Below are 19,731 nucleotides of genomic sequence, written 5' to 3' on the forward strand. Positions count from 1 at the left end.
CCAAATCCAGATTGCTACAAATGGACCAGCAGCAATCTGAATTATTTGAAATTGTCAATAAACATTTTTAGGGTGTCCCAACGCTGAAAACAGGAGAGGTAGAAAAAAGAGATAATACAATTATCATCGATTAAATTGATTAAACCCAAACTTGCAGGCCGGCACAAGCCATTTCGTATGGGTTACCGGCACAGGCGGGTATTCTGCCACAGGTGCAAAAACAGAGGAAAATCTCAGGCAAAGATTATATTATTCGGACACAATTTTCAATACCCTTCCGGAAGACTACCGTAACAAAAGAACAAATACCGCACCTCACGATTTTTCCCGTCAAAAGATGGTTCTTCTATAGCGGCGTGTGGATTTTTTATTACGCATCCAACTGCTGCCAGAATCCGAACAAGGTATGGCACCGCGAGGCGATTTATTGACACCTGAAGTAGAAAAACGATATATAAGCGAAAATTCATTAGCCCCTCCGCTATGACCGGCAAGTTCCGATAATGTAAGGTCATAGCTATAGGCCAATCTCACACTTCCGATATTAAAGCCCACAATAAAGATCAAAGCATCGTTATTGGAAAGTTCGTCACTGCTGCCTATAGGTAACCCACGATACCACAATCCAAGTTCAAAAGGATTAATATACCAGTAACTCCCCATGTCCAGTTGTTGAAAATTGTCCTGCATACGATACATAAAAGCCAAGGTACCACTCACCTCATCTTTGTTTCTGGTTCTTTGTCTAAACCGAAATTTCCCGCCCCCATAAACAGTGGTTCGCAATGGCATGGAAGACTCTATATCGGTAAAACCCAAATCACTCTTAATAAGGTGGTCAACCACCACCCCTGCCCAGAAATCGTTACTGTAAACCATTGCAGAAGCGGCAGCATCGAATTTATTATAACTCTCCTTCTCAAAATCGCCGATGGCACTGGCCAAAATATCCCCTTCCGGTCCTATTTGATCGCGCCACAACAGCGATGCCGGATCAATCTTTCGCTCAAAATATTTAAAGTTAAGTCCCGGCCTTACATAAATGGAATGGGTTACAGGGAATTCATAGGCATAAACCATCCCTATATTTTGGGTAATAAGCTGTCCGCCACCCTGATCATCGCGCACAAAAACCAACCCGATACCACTATTATACTTATCAAAAAAATGATCGGCAGAGAAGGAAATAGTGCGATAAGTATTGGGTATACCGGGCCACTGATCCCGATAACTTAAAGCCACGCGACTTCCGTCGGTGAGCCCGGCAAACGACGGGCTCAAATACACAGGCGCGGCATATACCTGCGAAAAGGTGGGATCCTGGGCATTAAGAGGGCCAACAATTAGAAGGCAAAAACTTAATAAGCTAATTATATGTTTGAATTCTTGTTTCATTAGCATTTGCATCAATCAGGTTGTTGGTTAAAGTTAAAAATTGGCCTTACCTTACCAAAAGTACTGTACCCGTTTCTCTAAATTCTTTTCCGTTCATAAAAGTACCGCTGACTTTCCAGACATAAACGGCTTGCGGGGCCAGTTGTCCTTGATAAAAGCCATTCCATCCTTCTTCGATATCACGCGATTCAAAAATCAGCTGTCCCCATCGGTTAAATATCTGAAGATGGTAGGTATCAACATCTCTGTATACGGGTTTAAAGATATTATTGGTTTCATTAGGCCGGTTTTCAGAGCCACCATCGGGTCGCGGCTTAAAGGCATTGGGGAACTTAATGAAACCGTTGGCAATAGCTGTCACTGCCCCTTCAATGGTAATACTATCGGTACAATTGTATTCATTGGTAACATGAAGAGTCACATCATAAACGCCGGTTTCGGCATATTCATGCACCGGATGAGCCTCGGTAGAGGTATTACCATCGCCGAAGTCCCACAGATAATCGACGGCACCTACCGATAGGTCAAAGAAACGCACCTCATCACCGGGGACATACACCTGTTCAGGCGTAACACTAAAGGCGGCTTCAGGATGGTCGTACACCTTAATAATTTTTTGATAATATCCCTCGGTACCATCAGGACCGGGAACAGTTAATACAACAGGGAAATTACCGGCATATTCAAAGGTATGCACTGGATTCTGATCACCACTGCTATTTCCATCGCCAAAGTCCCAATGGTAATTACGTTCCTGCACACCAACCGAATAATTGGTAAAGTGAACGGTTAGTGGCCAACAACCTGAGTCCACATCGGTAATAAATCCGGCATCGGGCGTAGGACGATACTCAACACTGACATCATCATAAGAATCGCATTCATCAACAGTAATAATCCAGCGGAAGGTGTTGATGCCTTCACTTAATCCGGTAACCAGGGTGTTAAAGAAGGTTGGATCTTCGAACTCGCCGGTTCCTCCAACGATTTCCCAGTGAGCATCCAGTTCTCCCACATTATTGGCATTCAACAGCACTTCGGGGTCGTAAACCACAACATCCTCACCGGCGTAGGCATCGGTCTTGTTACTGCGAATGGTTACCGTACTTTCGGTTTCACATTCGTCGTATGAAATGGTCCATTTAAAGACATTATCACCAAAACCAATATCTCTTACGATAGAACTGGGTGAATTGGGATCGTCGAAAGTACCGGCACCACTCACAACCGTCCAGGTACCAATGGCGGGACTTGGTGGTGTATTACCGTTCAGCGTGGTATAGTTTTCACAGATGGTTTTATCATTTCCGGCATCGCTTTGTTCGGGTACTTTATTAAATATCTTAACAGTATCTCGGGAGAAACATTTAGATCCATTCCAAATTTCCCACATAAGAATGTTTTCACCAAAGCCAAGATCTTCGATGATGGTGGCTTCATCAGCAGGATTTTGGAAAGTTCCGGTACCCGAAACAATATACCATTCACCGGTACCATATACGGCCGGGTTGGCATCTAACTGCGCCCAGTCTTTACAGTCGGACACATCGGGCCCGGCATTGGCCTGAGTAGGTGTATTGTTTTCGATAACGAGGGTATCGGAAACACTACACTGTCCCATGCTAACGGTCCATTTAAGGCGTGTAATGCCAGGCACCAGATTGGAAATGGATGCCCGCGGATCAGTGACATCAGAGATATTACCACCGCCCTCGATAATGGACCATAGTCCTTCGCCATATTCGGGGGTTGCAGCCCTCAGGTCATGGTTGGGTTCACACACCTCAATATCACTTCCGGCAAAGGGCGTAGAAGGCAAATTGTTTACAATTAACACTTCATCCGAGGTACTGCAAATTCCGTTTTCCACCACCCAACGTAATACATTATCGCCTTTTGCCAGACCGGTAACAGTAGCTTTGGGATTATTAATGTCAGAACCAGCAATAGTAGCCGATCCAGCCACCACTTCCCAACGTCCTGTACCTATCTCGGGCTCAATAGCATCCAATACCGTCTCATCGTCACAAAGACGCTGGGTGTTACCGGCATAGGCGGTACTGGGCAAGGCATTAGTAATAGAGACCTCTGCATAAGTCTCACATCCCTTGTAATTAATGGTCCAGCGAAGGCGATTTGTTCCTTTTCTCAGATCTCTGACAGTGGTATTGGGATTGTTAATATCATCGAAATAGGCCTGACTGGTTCCTCCCACAACGGTCCAGGTACCGGTACCCGGCGAAGGATTATTTCCTTGCAAAATTTCAGAATCGGAACAGATGGTACGGTCGTCTCCCACCGTCGCCTGAATGGTATTATAATCAATTTGAACATCATCAAAAGATTTACATCCTTCGTGTTCAATGGTCCAACGGAATATGTTGGCACCAAATTTCAGGGAATCGACTCTGGCCGATGGGTCAGAAAGAGAAGAGAAATTGCCACCACCGTTTCTAATGGTCCAACTACCGGTTCCCACAACGGGATTATTGGCCGTAAGATAGATAAAATTGTCACAGGTAGCCATATTATCTCCGGCATCGGCAGTAGTAGGCTGATTATTAATAATGCGTACCGTATCCACATCGGTACATTCGCCATTGGTAATGGTCCAGGTCAAAAGATTTTCGCCCTGCTGCAGATTGCGAACCACAGTATAAGGATCCTCGGGATCTACAAATTCTGCGGATCCACTGCCGCCAATGACTCCCCATGTTCCTACGCCAGGCAAAGGATTATTGGCCTCCAATACAGTAGTATCAACACACAATGGCGTAGAAGCATCATACCGTATAACAGCTTCTTTAAAGTCGTTGCGGATAATAACATCATCAAAATCACTACAATTACCATTGGTAATGGTCCACCGGAATTTGTTTTCGCCCTGGCCCAGATTGGTAACTTTTGTATCGGGCTTAGTGGGATCTTCAATAGTACCGGAACCGGAGATCAATGACCACTCTCCGGTGTGATATACATCCAGGCTACCGGAAAGGGTCACACTGTCAACACAAACTGCGATATCCCGACCGGCATTGGGTATGGACGGCATATTGTTAACAATAGTGACCGTGTCATATGAAGAGCAGTACTCAGTAGAAACAACCCACATAAAACGATTAGTTCCACGTGCAATTTTACGGGCCATATTATCTTCAAATTCGGCAGCGCCTTCCAAAATTCTCCATTCACCGGTGCCATGATTGGGTACATTGGGTTCCAGTTTAACACTGTCGGTACAGATAGTCTGATCTTCTCCGGCATAGGCCTGCGTGGCAGTTCCATTAATTATTGTTACCGTATCTGTAGAATAACAAACATTTACACCGGAACCTTTTTCAATGGTATAAACAAATTTATTCTCTCCCTGTGACAATCCCACTACCTGGGTTTCAGGCTGGTCGGGAGTAACCAACGTACCACTTCCGGAGACAATAGTCCAGGAAACAGTACCCATATCGGGATCGGGAGTATTTCCCAACAAAGTATATGTATCACTACAGGTATAATCATCCAAACCGGCACGGGCTTCATCCGGACTGTTATTGATAACGATAATGGTATCGCTGGAGAAGGAAGTTCCCTGACCGTAGGAGATAGTCCAAACAAATTCATTTTCACCGGGCCCAATATCATAAACGCGTGTTTTTGGATCTCGTTCATTTTCAAATTTACCGGACCCAAAGCGCCCAAGTGTCCATTTCCCGATAGCATTATCGGGATCATTGGCATTCATATAGGTCTCATCCGAACAGATATAGATATCGGGCCCCGTTTCGGCTTCAATAACATCTCCATTGGTAATCTGAACCTCGTCATAAGCAGAACAATTCCCAATAGTCACAGTCCACCTGAAAATATTAGGCCCTCTCACCAGGTTCGTAATAAGGGTATTAGGATCGGAAGGATCCACAATATCTCCTCCTCCGGAAATAATGGACCACTCACCGGTAGCCCTATCGGGCAACTCAGCCTGCATAATAGCTTGACCACTGCCGTCCGAGATAATTTGATCACCACCGGCATCCACGTTATCAACGGCATTAACCAAAATGCTAACCTCGTCGGATGAGGAACATCCGGATTGATTGTGAACCACATTCCAACGTAAAATATTCTCACCTTTCGAGAGTTGGACTCCTACATTTGGGTTACTGGCATCGCCATCAAATACGGCGCCGCCACTACCCGATACAATGGTCCATAAACCTGAATAACCATCGGGGACCGGATCGGCCTTAAGATAAACAAAGCGGCTACAGGAAACAGTATCGCGTCCGGCAAATGCCTCAACCTGCTGATTAACAACTATCAGATCGGCAGAGGTAGAACAATTACCGTTATAAATAGTCCAACGATAAATATTGGTGCCTAAGCCAACGTTCTTCACTCTGGTCTTAGGATCATTTTCATCTACAAATTCACCACTACCTTGTACTACACTCCAACGTCCCACTTCATAGGGTGCGGGGTCATTTCCCGAAAGAATGGTATCGTTTTTACATATGCGCTGCTGGCTACCCACCGAGGCTTGAGTTGGGGTATTGCTGGTTATAACAATTTCATCAGAGCTTTCACAGCCATTTTTATATAGCGTCCATCTTAACCGGTTTTCACCATTCACCAAGCCACTAACCACGGCTTGATAAGAAGTACCATCTGAGAAGGTAGCAGACCCGGCAGCAGCATCCAGTGCTGTCCAATATCCGACAGCCCCTGTTGGTGGTTCAGTAGCCATCAGCTGAACGGTGTTATCGCATGTGGTAAAGTCATCACCGGCATCTACATCCAGCTGATTATTTCTTATAACAACCTCATCAAAAGTAGAACAATGACCATTTTTAGTGATAGTCCAGCGGATTACATTCTCGCCACGTGCAAGATTGGTAATCCTTACTTCGAAAGAATTCCCACCAATAGGCGTTATAGTAGCCCTACCTTTCTCAACAGACCAGACACCGCCCCCCTCGACGGGTTCATTGGCCAGAAGCATGGTATCGGTACCACACACATCAATAAGATCTTCAGCATATATTACGGCCTGGTCGGGTTCATCATTAATAATTTCTATTTCGGCATAATTCTCACAGCCGTTTTGAGTAATGGTCCAACGCAGAATGTTAGAACCTGGCGCTAAATCATACACAGTAGTAGAAGCAGAAGTGGCATCATCAAACACTCCACTTCCCGATTCTACTGACCACCGTCCACTGGTATTGTCATAGGCAGGGATAGGCGTACCATAAAGATTGCTTGAAGCGTCACAAGTAAGGGTTTGCTCAGCATCGGCAATAACCGTAATTGTATTATTACGTAAGGTTACTTCATCACTAATACTACATCCGTTGCCCCCTGTTGCCATATTAGTCACGGTCCACCGCAGAACCACATCCCCGCGACTAATGTTATTCACAACAGTATTCGGATCATGAGGTGAAACAATATCGGCATAGCCGGATACCAGTTCCCACGTACCCTGCCAGTTGGGATCAATAACAGAAGGATCAGCGGCATTCATGGTGGTTGAATTGCCACACAGCTGTTGATCGGTTCCGGCATCGGCCTGAGGTAAAGGATGTACTTCTACCTCAAGAGTGGAAGTGCTGGAAGAAACACCACAGTAGTTTTCCGGTGTGACGGTTATATCCCCAACAGTTGAATTCAACGCGGGATCAAGATCAACAATAATTTTTGCTGTCCCCTGGCCCGACACAATAGTAAAGCCTGTTGGTACCGTCCAGTTATAGGTGGAAGCATCTGTCACGGGTGTTACACTATAACTAATGCCTGTAGTACCCTGACATAGGTCTTCCGGACCGGAAATGGGGCCAATCGACTGAGGCAGCTCATCAACATTTATTTGCAAGGTTATATTTGGACCGGCACCACAACTATTTTCTGCATAGACCGAGATATTACCGGTTTGAGCTGTAGTAGAAAACTGAACCTCAATTTCCCGGGTACCATCACCGGAAATGATGGTGGCTCCGGTAGGTAATGACCATACGTAACTGGTAGCATTAGGAACAGGATCTACCGAGTAGGCATGGGTACTTCCCTGACAAACGATGTCATCGCCCACAATAGCGGTGGGCTGGTCGGGATATTCACGTACGGTAACCCTTACCAGTCCGGAAGCGGGTTGTGAGCATCCGTTGGCATCCTGAACGCTTACCAATTCATAATCTGTGGTTACTACAGGCGTCACAGACAATGTATAAAGGCTGGTGGTAATAGGCCCTACGGTACGCGACACACCATTTTCTGTGAAGGTTACCGTCCAGGGTCCTGTTCCGGCGGTAAAATCAAATGTAAGGTCGGTACTTTCTCCTTCGCATATTTCTGCATTACCTGTAAGGGTAACTGTCGGAAGTTCGTGAACAGTAATATTTGCAGTACCCGTTCCGGTATTGGAACAATAAGCATCGGACACACTTAACACCTGATAGGAGGAGTTTTCAACAGGTGAAACGGTAAAGAAATTTAGCGTTGTGGTATAGGTTTCATTCCAGGTGTTCGTGCCATCGGAAATGGTAACATTCCATGGGGCGGTACCGGTCAGTTCAATCCCTAAATCTCTGCTTTCGCCCAGGCAGAGTTCTCCATCCCCAAAGATAGTAGCCGTGGGCAAGGGATGTACTTCAACAGTGGCCGTACCCGAAGCGGTACCTTTATTACAGGTAGTACCTTGTTGAACAAATCCGGTAATAGTGTATTGCGTAATTCCGACACTTGGAATATTATTAGGTTGAAACTGGAAGGGCGAGCTATTAACCAGATAGGTCTCACCATCACTCAGTTGAACTTCGAGGGGACTAGCTGCCGGATCCCAATTGGATGTTACAATTTGGAGCCAGGGCAACTCACCTTCGCACAACTCTTCACTTCCGGTCATGGTACTCAATACCAACTGAGCTTCGGGCTGTTCAACTACTAATTGTTGTTCAATATAACAATCGGTATTGATATTAAATGTTCCGTCGCCGTATCCATCGGCAAAAGAGTCATTGTCATAATTAACCTCATTGACATTGCTGTCGTCAATCAGTCGAACGGTATAAGTTCCGGCAGGAAGATTGCTGAAAGTGAAGACTTCACCCGACAAAGGCGAATAGTTAGCAGCCGTACCGGAAGGCCCACCACTGAGCGTCACATAATAATTTCCGCCAATCTCTTTAGCAACGCCGCCATCCACAGATACTTCAATAATTCCTGTAGCGTCGCTGTAGCATTCCACATGTTGCGTAACAGCGGCATTCAACTGCAGAGCGGTAGGCTCCAGCAAGGTAACCGCTTTTCGTACTTCCACACCTTTGGCATCGATTCCGGAAACCTCATAATCACCTGCCGGCAGGTTATCGAAAACAGCATTATTCTGATTGGTTACCTGAGCTACCGTTCCAGCACCATTATATAAAGTAATGGATTGGTATGGCAAGGTTCCACCGGTCATGTCAACTTTAATTTGTCCGTTGGCGGAACCGCTACATACCCCAATACTGCGTTTGCTGATTTTCAGATCAAGCACGGCGTTGGGTTCTGAAACTACGATGTTTAATATTTCATCGGAACAACCGTTTTCGTCTTCCACATATACCCTATAAGTACCGGCGGTTAAATTCTCTACCACCTCAAGACCATCGGTGCCCGGGACAGGACTACCTAAGTCATCAAACCACAATATGGTATAGGAGCCGGTACCACCGGTAACATCTACTTCAATAGCTCCGTCGTTGCCGCCAGTAGAAGTAACATCATCCACATTTACCAGGACAACTTCTAAGGCTTCGGCCGGCTGTGGTATATTAATAGTACTTCCGTAAGTGGCTGCATAATCCAGAACGCATCCATTAGCATCTGTAATAACCACATTATAAACACCGGAACGAACATTACTTAAATCTTCAAGCGTAGGATCAGGAATACTGGCCGGACCTGTCCATTGGAAAGAATAGGGTGCCGTTCCCCCTGCCACGGTAATATCTATCGAACCGGTAGCATTGCCGCGACAGTCTACTCCACCAACAGTAACATCTGTTACCTCAATAGCAGAAGTGGGTTCCTCAACCACAAAAGTTCTGGTAACAGAACAAGAGGTACCCGCAATAACATCCGAAACCACCAAGGTATAGCTGCCGGCTTTAAGGCCGGTTATGTTGGCGTCATTGGAAGAAAAGCCGTCCGGACCACTCCACAGATAATGATATGTTCCGGAACCACCTGTAACATTAACACTTATAGCCCCTGTGGCCGCACCAAAACAACGAACATGCGTAATGTTGCTTCCCACAGAAATGGTATTGGCAACATTCACCGTAATATCGGAAATGGTAAATGTACAGGGTCCGTCAGGATTACTATCGGTAACAATAACCTGATAGGTACCGGCAGACAGTCCACTTTGATCTTCTTCAGAAACGGATAAACCACTACCATCAACAGTAGACCAGCTATAGGAATAAGGTGCCACCCCGCCAGAAACGGTAATATCAACAGAACCATTGTTAGCACCGGGACAGGTTTCGGACTCAACCGAATAAGTAACGGCCAAAGGTTTTGAAAGGGTTACCGATTTACTGATATTGCAGTTATGAGCATTCCCCACATCCACCATAGTAACGGTGTATTCACCACCTGGTAAATTAGTCTGTGTGGTAATAGTAGGTGAAGAGGTATCGACACCAGGCCCTGCCCAAATGAATTCATAACTTCCTGTTCCACCTGTAGGTGAAACAATAGAAATAGAATTTTCCTGCAAACAATTGGAAGGATCCACATCAAGTGCAAAATCCAGAGGATCGGGTTCATTCACCGTAAAGCTCCTGGTAACAGAACAACCATCGGCATCAGAGATAACCACAGTATATTCACCCCCCGGCAAACCTGTTTGATGCCATGCCCCCTGAGTAATATAGGGTGATGCATCCCACGTGAGGGTATAACTTCCTGAACCTCCCGTAATGGAAGTAATATTAATTTCACCGTCAGGCGTTCCACCACCACAATCTATGTGCGAGATATAGCTGTCGATCACAAAGGGATCAGGTTCGGAAACTTCAACCTCCAATGTAGTTGAATAAGGATTTCCACTAACAGAACATATTTGCGAGAGATCTGTAACAACTACATGATAGGTTCCAGCTGCCAGACCACTCAAATCCTGAGAAGTAGAAGTAGCAGGGTCATCCCAGCTATAACTGAAATTATCACTTCCCCCCGTAACCGTCAAATCAATAATACCATTGCTTCCACCATTACATTGAACGGCAGAAACATCGGCCGAAAGAACCGGCTTCCCATAAAGAGTTATACTTTTGGTTATTGAACAATTCCGATGATCGGTAACCGTTACGCTATATGTACCTCCAACGGTAATGTCAGTAATTTCTGTATCCGAGACTTGAGTAAATCCTCCCGGCCCACTCCAGCTAAAGGTATATGGTGCCGTTCCCCCTGTAAGGCCACTCAAAGTAATCGAACGGGAATAATCGGAAGAACAATCAAGAGAAGTACTCAAGGTGAAATCAATGCCCAATGGTTGAGCCACATAAAAGCTTTCGGTTACTTCGCACCCATCAGCATCAATGGCGGTTACCATATATGTGCCGGCAGTCAAACCGGTCCATTGACCATCGTTGTCTACATCGGCAACACCATCCAGATAATACGTTACAGGAGGTACTGCCCCAACCACATCATCTACAATGATAGCACCGTTGGCACCACCATTACAACTAACCTGTACAACAGAAGCATCTAAATAGAGTACTTTTCCATTATTTACCTGATAATTACGAACCAAAGAGCACCCACCTCGATCCAAATCGGTCAGCGTTAACGTGTAATTACCACTGGTTAAACCACTTAAATCTTGTGTGATAGCATACACGCCCGGTCCGCCATCCTTAATCCATTGGTAAGCGTAGTTACCGGATCCCCCTTCAATAGTAATATCTATTGCACCATCAGCAGCTCCCGAACAGGAAACATCCGTAACAACAGCCTGAATATCGATATATGACAGGCTCACAACATCGGAATAACTACATGCTGAAGGGTCAGAAGAGTTTGCATCCGAAATTATCAAATCATAATTTCCTGCCGGAATACCGGTAATATCATTGATAACATAAGGTTGCGCCGAAGAGGTACGCATCCAAACCAAACTGTTTCCGGTATCTTGATTAATAAGTTCTATGCGATACGCATATTCACTCGTGGCATTTTGCAACCCTCCGGAAACTTCTATTTCCAGCTCACCACCCGAACCATCAGACTCACATTCTATTTGAGCAGCGATATTGTCAACCACCAGTTGCCCGGGTTCATTAATAGTAGCCGAAGCAGATGCCGTACATCCATTAGCATCCTGTACATTAAAGGAATTAACTCCAGCTGAAAGGCCTGATACAACGAAAGTGCCTGAGCCCGACCAATTAAGATAGGTAGCGCTACCGGTAAGATCATAAGGTCCTGTTCCACCTTCAACCCGCAGGGTTACCTCTCCGGAATTATCTCCATAGCAAGTAGTAATATCTTTTTGTCCGGATAAGATGAGTTCAAGTTCTTCTGGCTGAGTAATAACAATTTCGGACGAAGTGGCAGTACATCCATACAGATTACCGGTAACAGTTACCCGATAAGTTCCAACGGGAAGATTATTTACAGTTGGTGTTGTTGCCGGACCGGAAGAAGGATAAGGATCCCAACCGCTACCATTGAATACTTCCCAGGCATAACTATAATTGCTACCCCAGCCACCGGTTACATTCGTAACGGTAATCTCACCATCGTCGCTGCCAAAACAGGAAAGATTTTTTGAATCGATATCAAAAGTTATGGGATCGGGTTCGTCAATATCAAATGAAGTCTCAACGTTACAACCCAAATCATCAATAACCATTAACCGATAACCCGTACCAGCAGTAAGAGAAGCAACCGTTTCAGCACTACCTGCATTCACCGTTCCGGAAATAACACCTCCTCCGGGCGGAATAATAAAGTAGTCATAAGTATTGGGTGAAACAGAAGCATCAGGAGTACCTCCTGAAACACTGAAAGTTATAGTACCATCGGCAGCCCCGACACAAGTAGCGTCATGGATGATGGAAAAGTTAAGATCAAGTTGATCAGGAAGATCAAAGATTATGGTTTCCGTATAGGATGTACCTACATTATCCACAACTTCAGCCAGATAGGTTCCTTCACCCAGGTTGTTAAAGGTGGCATTGTCGGCACCAGAAGCAGCTGGGGGAATAAGGACACCGGCCCTACTTAACGTAATAGAAGCGTAAGGAGTGACGCCTCCAACAGCAGTTAAATTAATAGTACCGTTTGTTGCACCGAAACAAGGTCCTGGCGCACTGGTTGAAATACTCAGCCCCAAAGGAGAATCAGGATCGGTAACAACTATGGGATCGGAAACAACTGTGCAACCCAGGTCATCGGTCACCTCAACGGAATAAGTTCCGGCAACAAGATTGGGCTGAACATAAACATTATTGGCCAGTCCGGTTACAGGATTTCCAGTACCCTCTTCAATACCACTCCAGACGATAGAAACAAAGGAACCACTACCACCGGTGATTTCAATTTCAATAGAACCATCGCTTCCCCCGGTGGTGGTGACATGATGAATGTTTATCGGATTAATCTCAATCTCGGCAGTTGGTTGGTTAACCGTTACTTCCACAAAATCAAAACAATAGTCACTATTCAAAGACCCACTGTTATCCCAGGCTTCAATCCGGTAATCACCGGCCGAAAGCGACGTAAAAGTATAGGGCGCACCTGTAATATTGGAATGGGAAGCCTGAGCTACCCAAGATCCTGCAACATCTTTATATAAAACATAATTAACCCCTGAAGAGGACAATCCTCCGGATGCCGTTGCAGTTATCTCAGCGTCATTGCCATCAAAGCAAGTAACATGATTGTCAACTATAGCACTCAAAGAGAAAGCAGTGGCAGGTTGAGTAATAGTTACAGAAGTATTGGCAGTACAACCATTAATGTCACGGACATCAATAGTGTAGGTGCCTGCTACCAGATTATCAAAAGTATAGTCATTAGTATGGTTAGTTACCCAAGTAGTTCCACCATCAATACTAAATTCATAATTTCCCGAACCACCAGAAGCGGTAACAGCAAGGCTTCCACTATTTCCACCTCGACACAAAACATTTTGTATAACGGTCCCTGACAGGGAAAGAGCAGAGGCTGGCTCTGTAACAACAATCCCTGAATACATTGCAACACAACCACTTCCATCAGTTACCCTGACTTCATAAGTTCCGGCAGGAAGATTGTCAAATGTATTAGAGGTCTGATCAGGTCTTGTTTCTGGCCCGGAGACGATGGAATAAACATAATTACCATCTCCTCCTGAAGCTGTAATGCTAATGCTTCCATCATTACCCGCCAAACAAGAAACAGGGGATGTTGAAGTATTGGAAATAGTCAGTTGAGAAGGTTGAGTAATTTCGACGGGGCTAGCCAACGAAGCGGTACACCCATTTCCATCCCTAACCGTTACACTATAGGAACCGGCAACAAGTCCGGAAAAGATTTTGTCAGAATCAAACGCCCCTCCATTTAAAGAATATTCGAAAGTACCACTTCCACCGGAAGCCACCACCTCAAACTGACCGGTAGCATTTCCATAGCAATCAACATCAATATGAGATCCCGGCACTTCAGATATGGTTAACTCCGAAGGCTCGGAAAGTACAATGGCCGAAGCTAACTGATACTCACATCTGGGATAATGAGCGTCCCGAACATAAACATTATAAGAGCCGGCCGTCAATGCGGAAAAAGTTCGTTGACTTCCACCCGGAGCATCCGGACTTAACCAGTTAACCCGATCAATAGAAAATTGATATTCGGCCGAAGGATCCCCACCGGTAGCTTCAACCACGAACTGTCCGCTGGCAGCCCCGTGGCAGTCAACATGTGTCCGGCTGATCTCCGTCAAAGAGATAGCAGGTACGGTTTCAATTTCTATGGTTTCCTCTATCCAACATCCATTGGCATCGGTAACCCGAACAGTGTAGAAGCCCGCCGGCATTTTTTCAATAATGGTCCCATCACCCGAAGGCGTAACGGTACTTCCGCTGGCATCTGTCCATTGCACATCATAACCAGAAGGATAAGTTACTAAATCGGCAAAGGCCGTCCCATCGGAGATAGTCACCCATGCCTCACCTTCACAATCTACCCCGGCAGTGCAACCAGCACATCCAGTGGGTGAACTACCAGTAACAACGGAGAGTCCGGAAGCGGGCTCAGAAATGTTCACTTCCACAGGTACCGGAAGCGTACAACCGATGGCATCTTCTACTTGAACATAATAAACGTGAGCTCCCAGCCCTGTAAATATTCCCGAATTATTATCATCGACGAGCGTAGAAAGAGAAGCATTCTGGTAAAGGAAGAACCTATAGGGACCACTACCACCCGAAGCGGTGACAACAATTTCGCCATTGGTGTCGCCAGTACAGGATACATTTTGTTTGGTGAAAGAGGCGGTAACATTATTTTCCCGCACCTCGACAGTTCCATTCATCCACTGAGAACAACCAGAAGGTGAAGGCCATATGGCAAGCACGGTGTAGTCACCGGGTACTGTCACCGGTGGAAAAGTAATAGCACCGGCACTGGCATTACCTGGAATGGTTTCAACAGGTGAAGAGACATCACCATTGCGGATCAGAAGATAATCTACTCCATCCTGAGAATCATCCACCCCAATCACCACATTATCACCCGGACAAAAGTGGCCGGGATAAGCAGATGTGGAACTATTGGGAGTAATATTATAAACCGCAGGAGTTTCTTTCACCGTAAATATTTTGGTACGTTCCGAGTTACACCCTGTGGCGGGATCGGTATACACATATTGGATAGGATGATCTCCGGGGATGACGGAAGAAGGATCAAACTCAGCCACACCATCGTCGGAAGTAAGATTATTAATGCCTGCACCAAAGAAATTACCAAGGCCGGTCAATCCACCACTCACAAAACTGCCTTCCAACGTTACCGGGGCATCGGACTGACAATATTCCACCGGATCTGTCATTCCGGCAAAGGTTACACCAGGCGTCTCATGCACCGTAACAACCTTTGACACTGATGTTACACAACCGGTATTGGCAGTATTGTCAAAGGTATAAGTAATGGTATAGGTACCATATCCGACCTGTACAGGGTCAAAATAGAGAGGGTCACCGGATGTACCTGTGTATGTGTAAGATGTCACATGGGTGGTATCAGCACCATCATTAAAATAGAGAGGTGAGCGGCCAACGGCATTGAGCGTAGCAGAAAAGGTATAAACAGCACCGGCAATACCTCCATTATTGGGCTCTATTAAAAAGGGTCCGGCATCATTGTCGCAATACTCGTCACTCAATCCGGAAATATCAAGAGTCGGTACAGGAATTACATTGACATCAATGGAATAAGAATCAGAACATGAACCCGTATTGATAGTATAAGTAATAGTATAAGTTTTGCCCGGTACCACATCCGGATGAGAGGGATTAAAATAATACCCGGACACGCCAAGTCCGGAAGAAGTATTAATGGTAAAAATACCCCCCGGCTGACTGGGTATTAGTTGAACAGGACTTTGAGTTTCACAAAACTGGGTAGATGGAGCATCAATGGTAAAGGTAGCATCAACCACATCAGCAACAGTTACCTCTTGTTCAATCACATTATCACATACCCCATCATTATAGGTAAATCGGAAGAGATAGTCACCCGGTCCCAGTCCTTCGGTTGATGGATCGAAAGAAAAAGGATTAGAACTTGAATTGCTGGAATGAGTATATAGTAATGACGGGCTGGCAGGATTATTATTGTTAAATATTTCCAAAGTACCGCTTACTCCGGTTGAGGGAACTTCATCACCATACACATTAATAGGACCATCGGAAGCACAATAAAGAGCATTTAATCCCGGGAACTCAAGGGTAGTACCAATTTGAATCGAATGGGTAACCACCCCTGTACACGTGGTAGAGGGATCGGTATAAGTATAGGTAATGGTATGATTACCATTTCCAGCAACCGAAGGGTCAAACTGAGCTGTTCCCGCACCGGTATTAGTCACACCAGGACCTGAAAAAGATCCATCGCCAATAGGGAGACCAGTATCATCAAAAATACCGCGCAAATCAATAGGGTCATTCGATTGGCAGAAGAGCAGGTCTCCCGCAGGGAAAGCTTTCCATGAATAGGTGGCAGCAGCACTAGAACGGTATTCAAAATCAATCTCATCGGCAAGGTCTGGATGTAAATCGACCGTAAGCATGTCTTCACCGATGCAACCTGTATTAGGATCAGTGTAATGGTAAACCAAATCAAAGGTACCACCTCCTGTTAAATCAATGGCATTATCCACTTCTAATGTTGCAGTACCATCACCATTGTCACGGAACCAAGACCTGGTACCACCTACTATTTCCCAGGAGCCATTACTGTTTTGAGGGATACTATTCAAAGTAGTGGAACCATCACCATAACAATAATCTGTTTGATTTATATGGATATTAACATTTGGTTCGGGGTTAACATCCAGAGGTTTGGTAATACTATTCTCACACCCGGTGGTGGTATTGGTAAAAGTATAGGTAACATCATGTCGACCGACACCGGCCGTGATAGGATCGAAGAAATTACCGGTCACCCCGGTTCCGGTAAAGTTACCACCGGTATTGGGAGAAGCCGGAATCAACTCGACAGTACCGCCGTTTATACAAATGTCGTAATCCCCACCATCAGGTTCAAAATCAATCGTTGGGAGCGGATTAACAACAACTTCGATTTCTTTGGTGGCAACACAACCATATTCATTTTCAACAGTAACAGAATAAGTTCTGGTTTCATTAGGATTAAAAGATACCGACTTAGTGGTTCCCAAAGAGTTACTCCAAACATAATCAAATGGTCCGGAGGTATTGGAAACATTAACATCCAAAGTAACCTCACTTCCGACACATACACTGGTAGTTGAATTCCCCGAAACAGTAGAAACAGGATTGGGACTTGCATCAAAAGTAAAGACGGGATTGGGACGAACATAAAACTGAACCCGGCCCACATCCATTACCGGGTCACATCCCGAAGCATCGGTCAGGTTGGTCAATGTGTATGTAACATCGGTTGAAGGATCAACAGAAATCGTATAGGTATTGGAATAAAGGTCATTTACTACAATTGGGGGATCTCCCGCATTATTGGTAATCTCAAAAGAGAAAGGTTGAGTACCTGTTAGTGTAACATTAATATTGAAATCCACAGAAGCTCCTTCACAACGGCTATTGGGTGTAGAAGTAGTGATAACAGCCGAAGGTGGAGTAGCCTCCTCAATGGTTGGTCTGCCGTTCATTATTATTGAACAGCCTGCGGTAGTTGAAGCTACCACCCGGTAGGTTCCTTCGGTTACATTAACCCAGGTTAAAGGCCCACCATCGCCAGTTACCGGAGACCCCACATCCGTATACCCGGAGCCAAGATCTCTCTGAAGCTGATATTGAATACCGGATTCAGAACCATCAAGAGTAAGTTCTACACCGGTAGGTACCGTTCCGGCACAATAAGAAAATTTATTGGCAGAAAGCTCAAAAAAAGCTGGCAGAGCCTGAATTTCCAAAGAACCGGGGATGGTAACAACACAATCATGCCGTTCGGCTTCTATAGTGTAAGTCCCGGGCGTGGTTAAATTACCAAAAGTGATGGTGCCATTGTTTCCATTCCTATAAGCACCTGTTCGCACCCCATTACGCAATAAATAATATTGCACATCGGAACCTTCGGTATTATCAATAGTCAGATCAGAACCCGGACAGGCAGGACTGGACGAACTAATAGTTGGTGTCGTTGCCGGCGGTGTACTAATGTAAAACGAACCGCCCATCTTCTCTTCGCCATGACATCCCAATGCAACAACATAATACTCGCCGGGACCTTCATTTATTCCCGTAAAGATATGATCACCGCCGTCACCGGTCCATCGGGTACCCGAAACTTCAGAGGTGGTGCTGCCATCATTGTATACAATGTAATATTCCACACCGCTGTCAGAATTAAATAAAGTAATATCATTAAGCGATGCCGGATCACATACACTGGTCCCTGTAACTGTTTTGGACGAAGGATCGGGTAAAACCGTAAAAGATATGGGGCTCGGCAAATCAGCCGGATCCATGGCACAACCACCACCATTAGCCTCAACGGAGGTAATTTCAATCGTGGCATCAGAATCAAGGGTGTAAGTGACCGTATTCGGACTTCCGGAAACGGCATTCACAGTATATGTAATTGTTGAGGTTCCATCCTCCAATTGGACTTCCCAGTCACCGGTAGCTCCGGAAAGAGTAAAATTAATATCTACCTGCTCTCCCTCACAAATGGTAGAAGGGTCGGGCGTTGAAAGCGTCACTGCAGGAGCAGTCCCTGACACAAAGTAGGTAATAGAATTGCTTTTAGGAGTATTATTATATTGTATGGTATATGAAGTGTAAAAAGAGTCAAAACCCGTAAAGATATCATCTTCATTAGTACTGGTAGAACCATCATCAATGGTTATTGTAGATTGGCCACCATCCGGCACCGTAGAAGTTACAACAAAAGTTCCACCTGACCGCACGCCCCCTCCCCCGGGTAATCCCATGGCATCCAATACCTCTTTACCGGTAAGATACCCTTTGGCACAAACGGTGTTTTGCCCGGAAGTCATATGAACAGAAAAAACAGCAAGGCCTAGAAAGAGTAATACTCTCTTAAAAAACAAAAATGGAATTTGTTTAATATTTTTTGGTAAACCTTTCCTCATCCGCGTAAATATTTTGATCCCGGCAAACTGGGGTTAGTAATTAGTTAAGATCATTTATTAAACAACAGAGCATCCTTAACGATACCTCAAATCGGAAAAATAATTTATCAGAAATGGATCATCCACGGACCATAATAGGGTCTCAATAAATCTTTTTTTAATTAATAGCCATATTCTTTAAAAAGGAAAAATTTAAAAACACTTTCAATCTTCTTTGCTATTGCATATATATTTCAACAATGCTTCTACGGCATGTACACTATGCAAAATCATTGCAAAAAAGCATCAAAAGTTTTTACGTAGAAAGTATAAAAAGGTTGGGGAAAAAGAATGATAAGAAAAAAAGAAAAGTTATTTTAACCACCAAAGGGATTATTTATCAGGCCCCAATATCATTAAATATGAATAAAATCTATCCAAGCCATAGGCCAAATATTAACTAACTATAAAAATGGCCGCGTTGGGGTTACTTGGCAACTTTAAAAGTCAAA

General features: G+C 44.9%; 2 protein-coding genes. Both read right to left on the reverse strand.

The window, feature by feature from the left end; all coding sequences use genetic code 11:
* Positions 1–330 precede the first annotated feature (330 nt).
* Positions 331–1,395 carry a PorP/SprF family type IX secretion system membrane protein gene (locus BM130_RS05280; RefSeq protein ID WP_044138347.1) on the reverse strand — a complete coding sequence of 355 codons (1,065 nt, stop codon included), beginning with the start codon at positions 1,393–1,395 and terminating at the stop codon, positions 331–333.
* A gap of 46 nt (positions 1,396–1,441) precedes the next feature.
* Positions 1,442–19,240 carry a PKD domain-containing protein gene (locus tag BM130_RS05285; protein WP_010526278.1) on the reverse strand — a complete coding sequence of 5,933 codons (17,799 nt, stop codon included), beginning with the start codon at positions 19,238–19,240 and terminating at the stop codon, positions 1,442–1,444.
* Positions 19,241–19,731: the final 491 nt, after the last annotated feature.

The sequence above is a fragment of the Thermophagus xiamenensis genome (assembly GCF_900112795.1).
Classification (GTDB): Bacteria; Bacteroidota; Bacteroidia; order Bacteroidales; family Marinilabiliaceae; genus Thermophagus; species Thermophagus xiamenensis.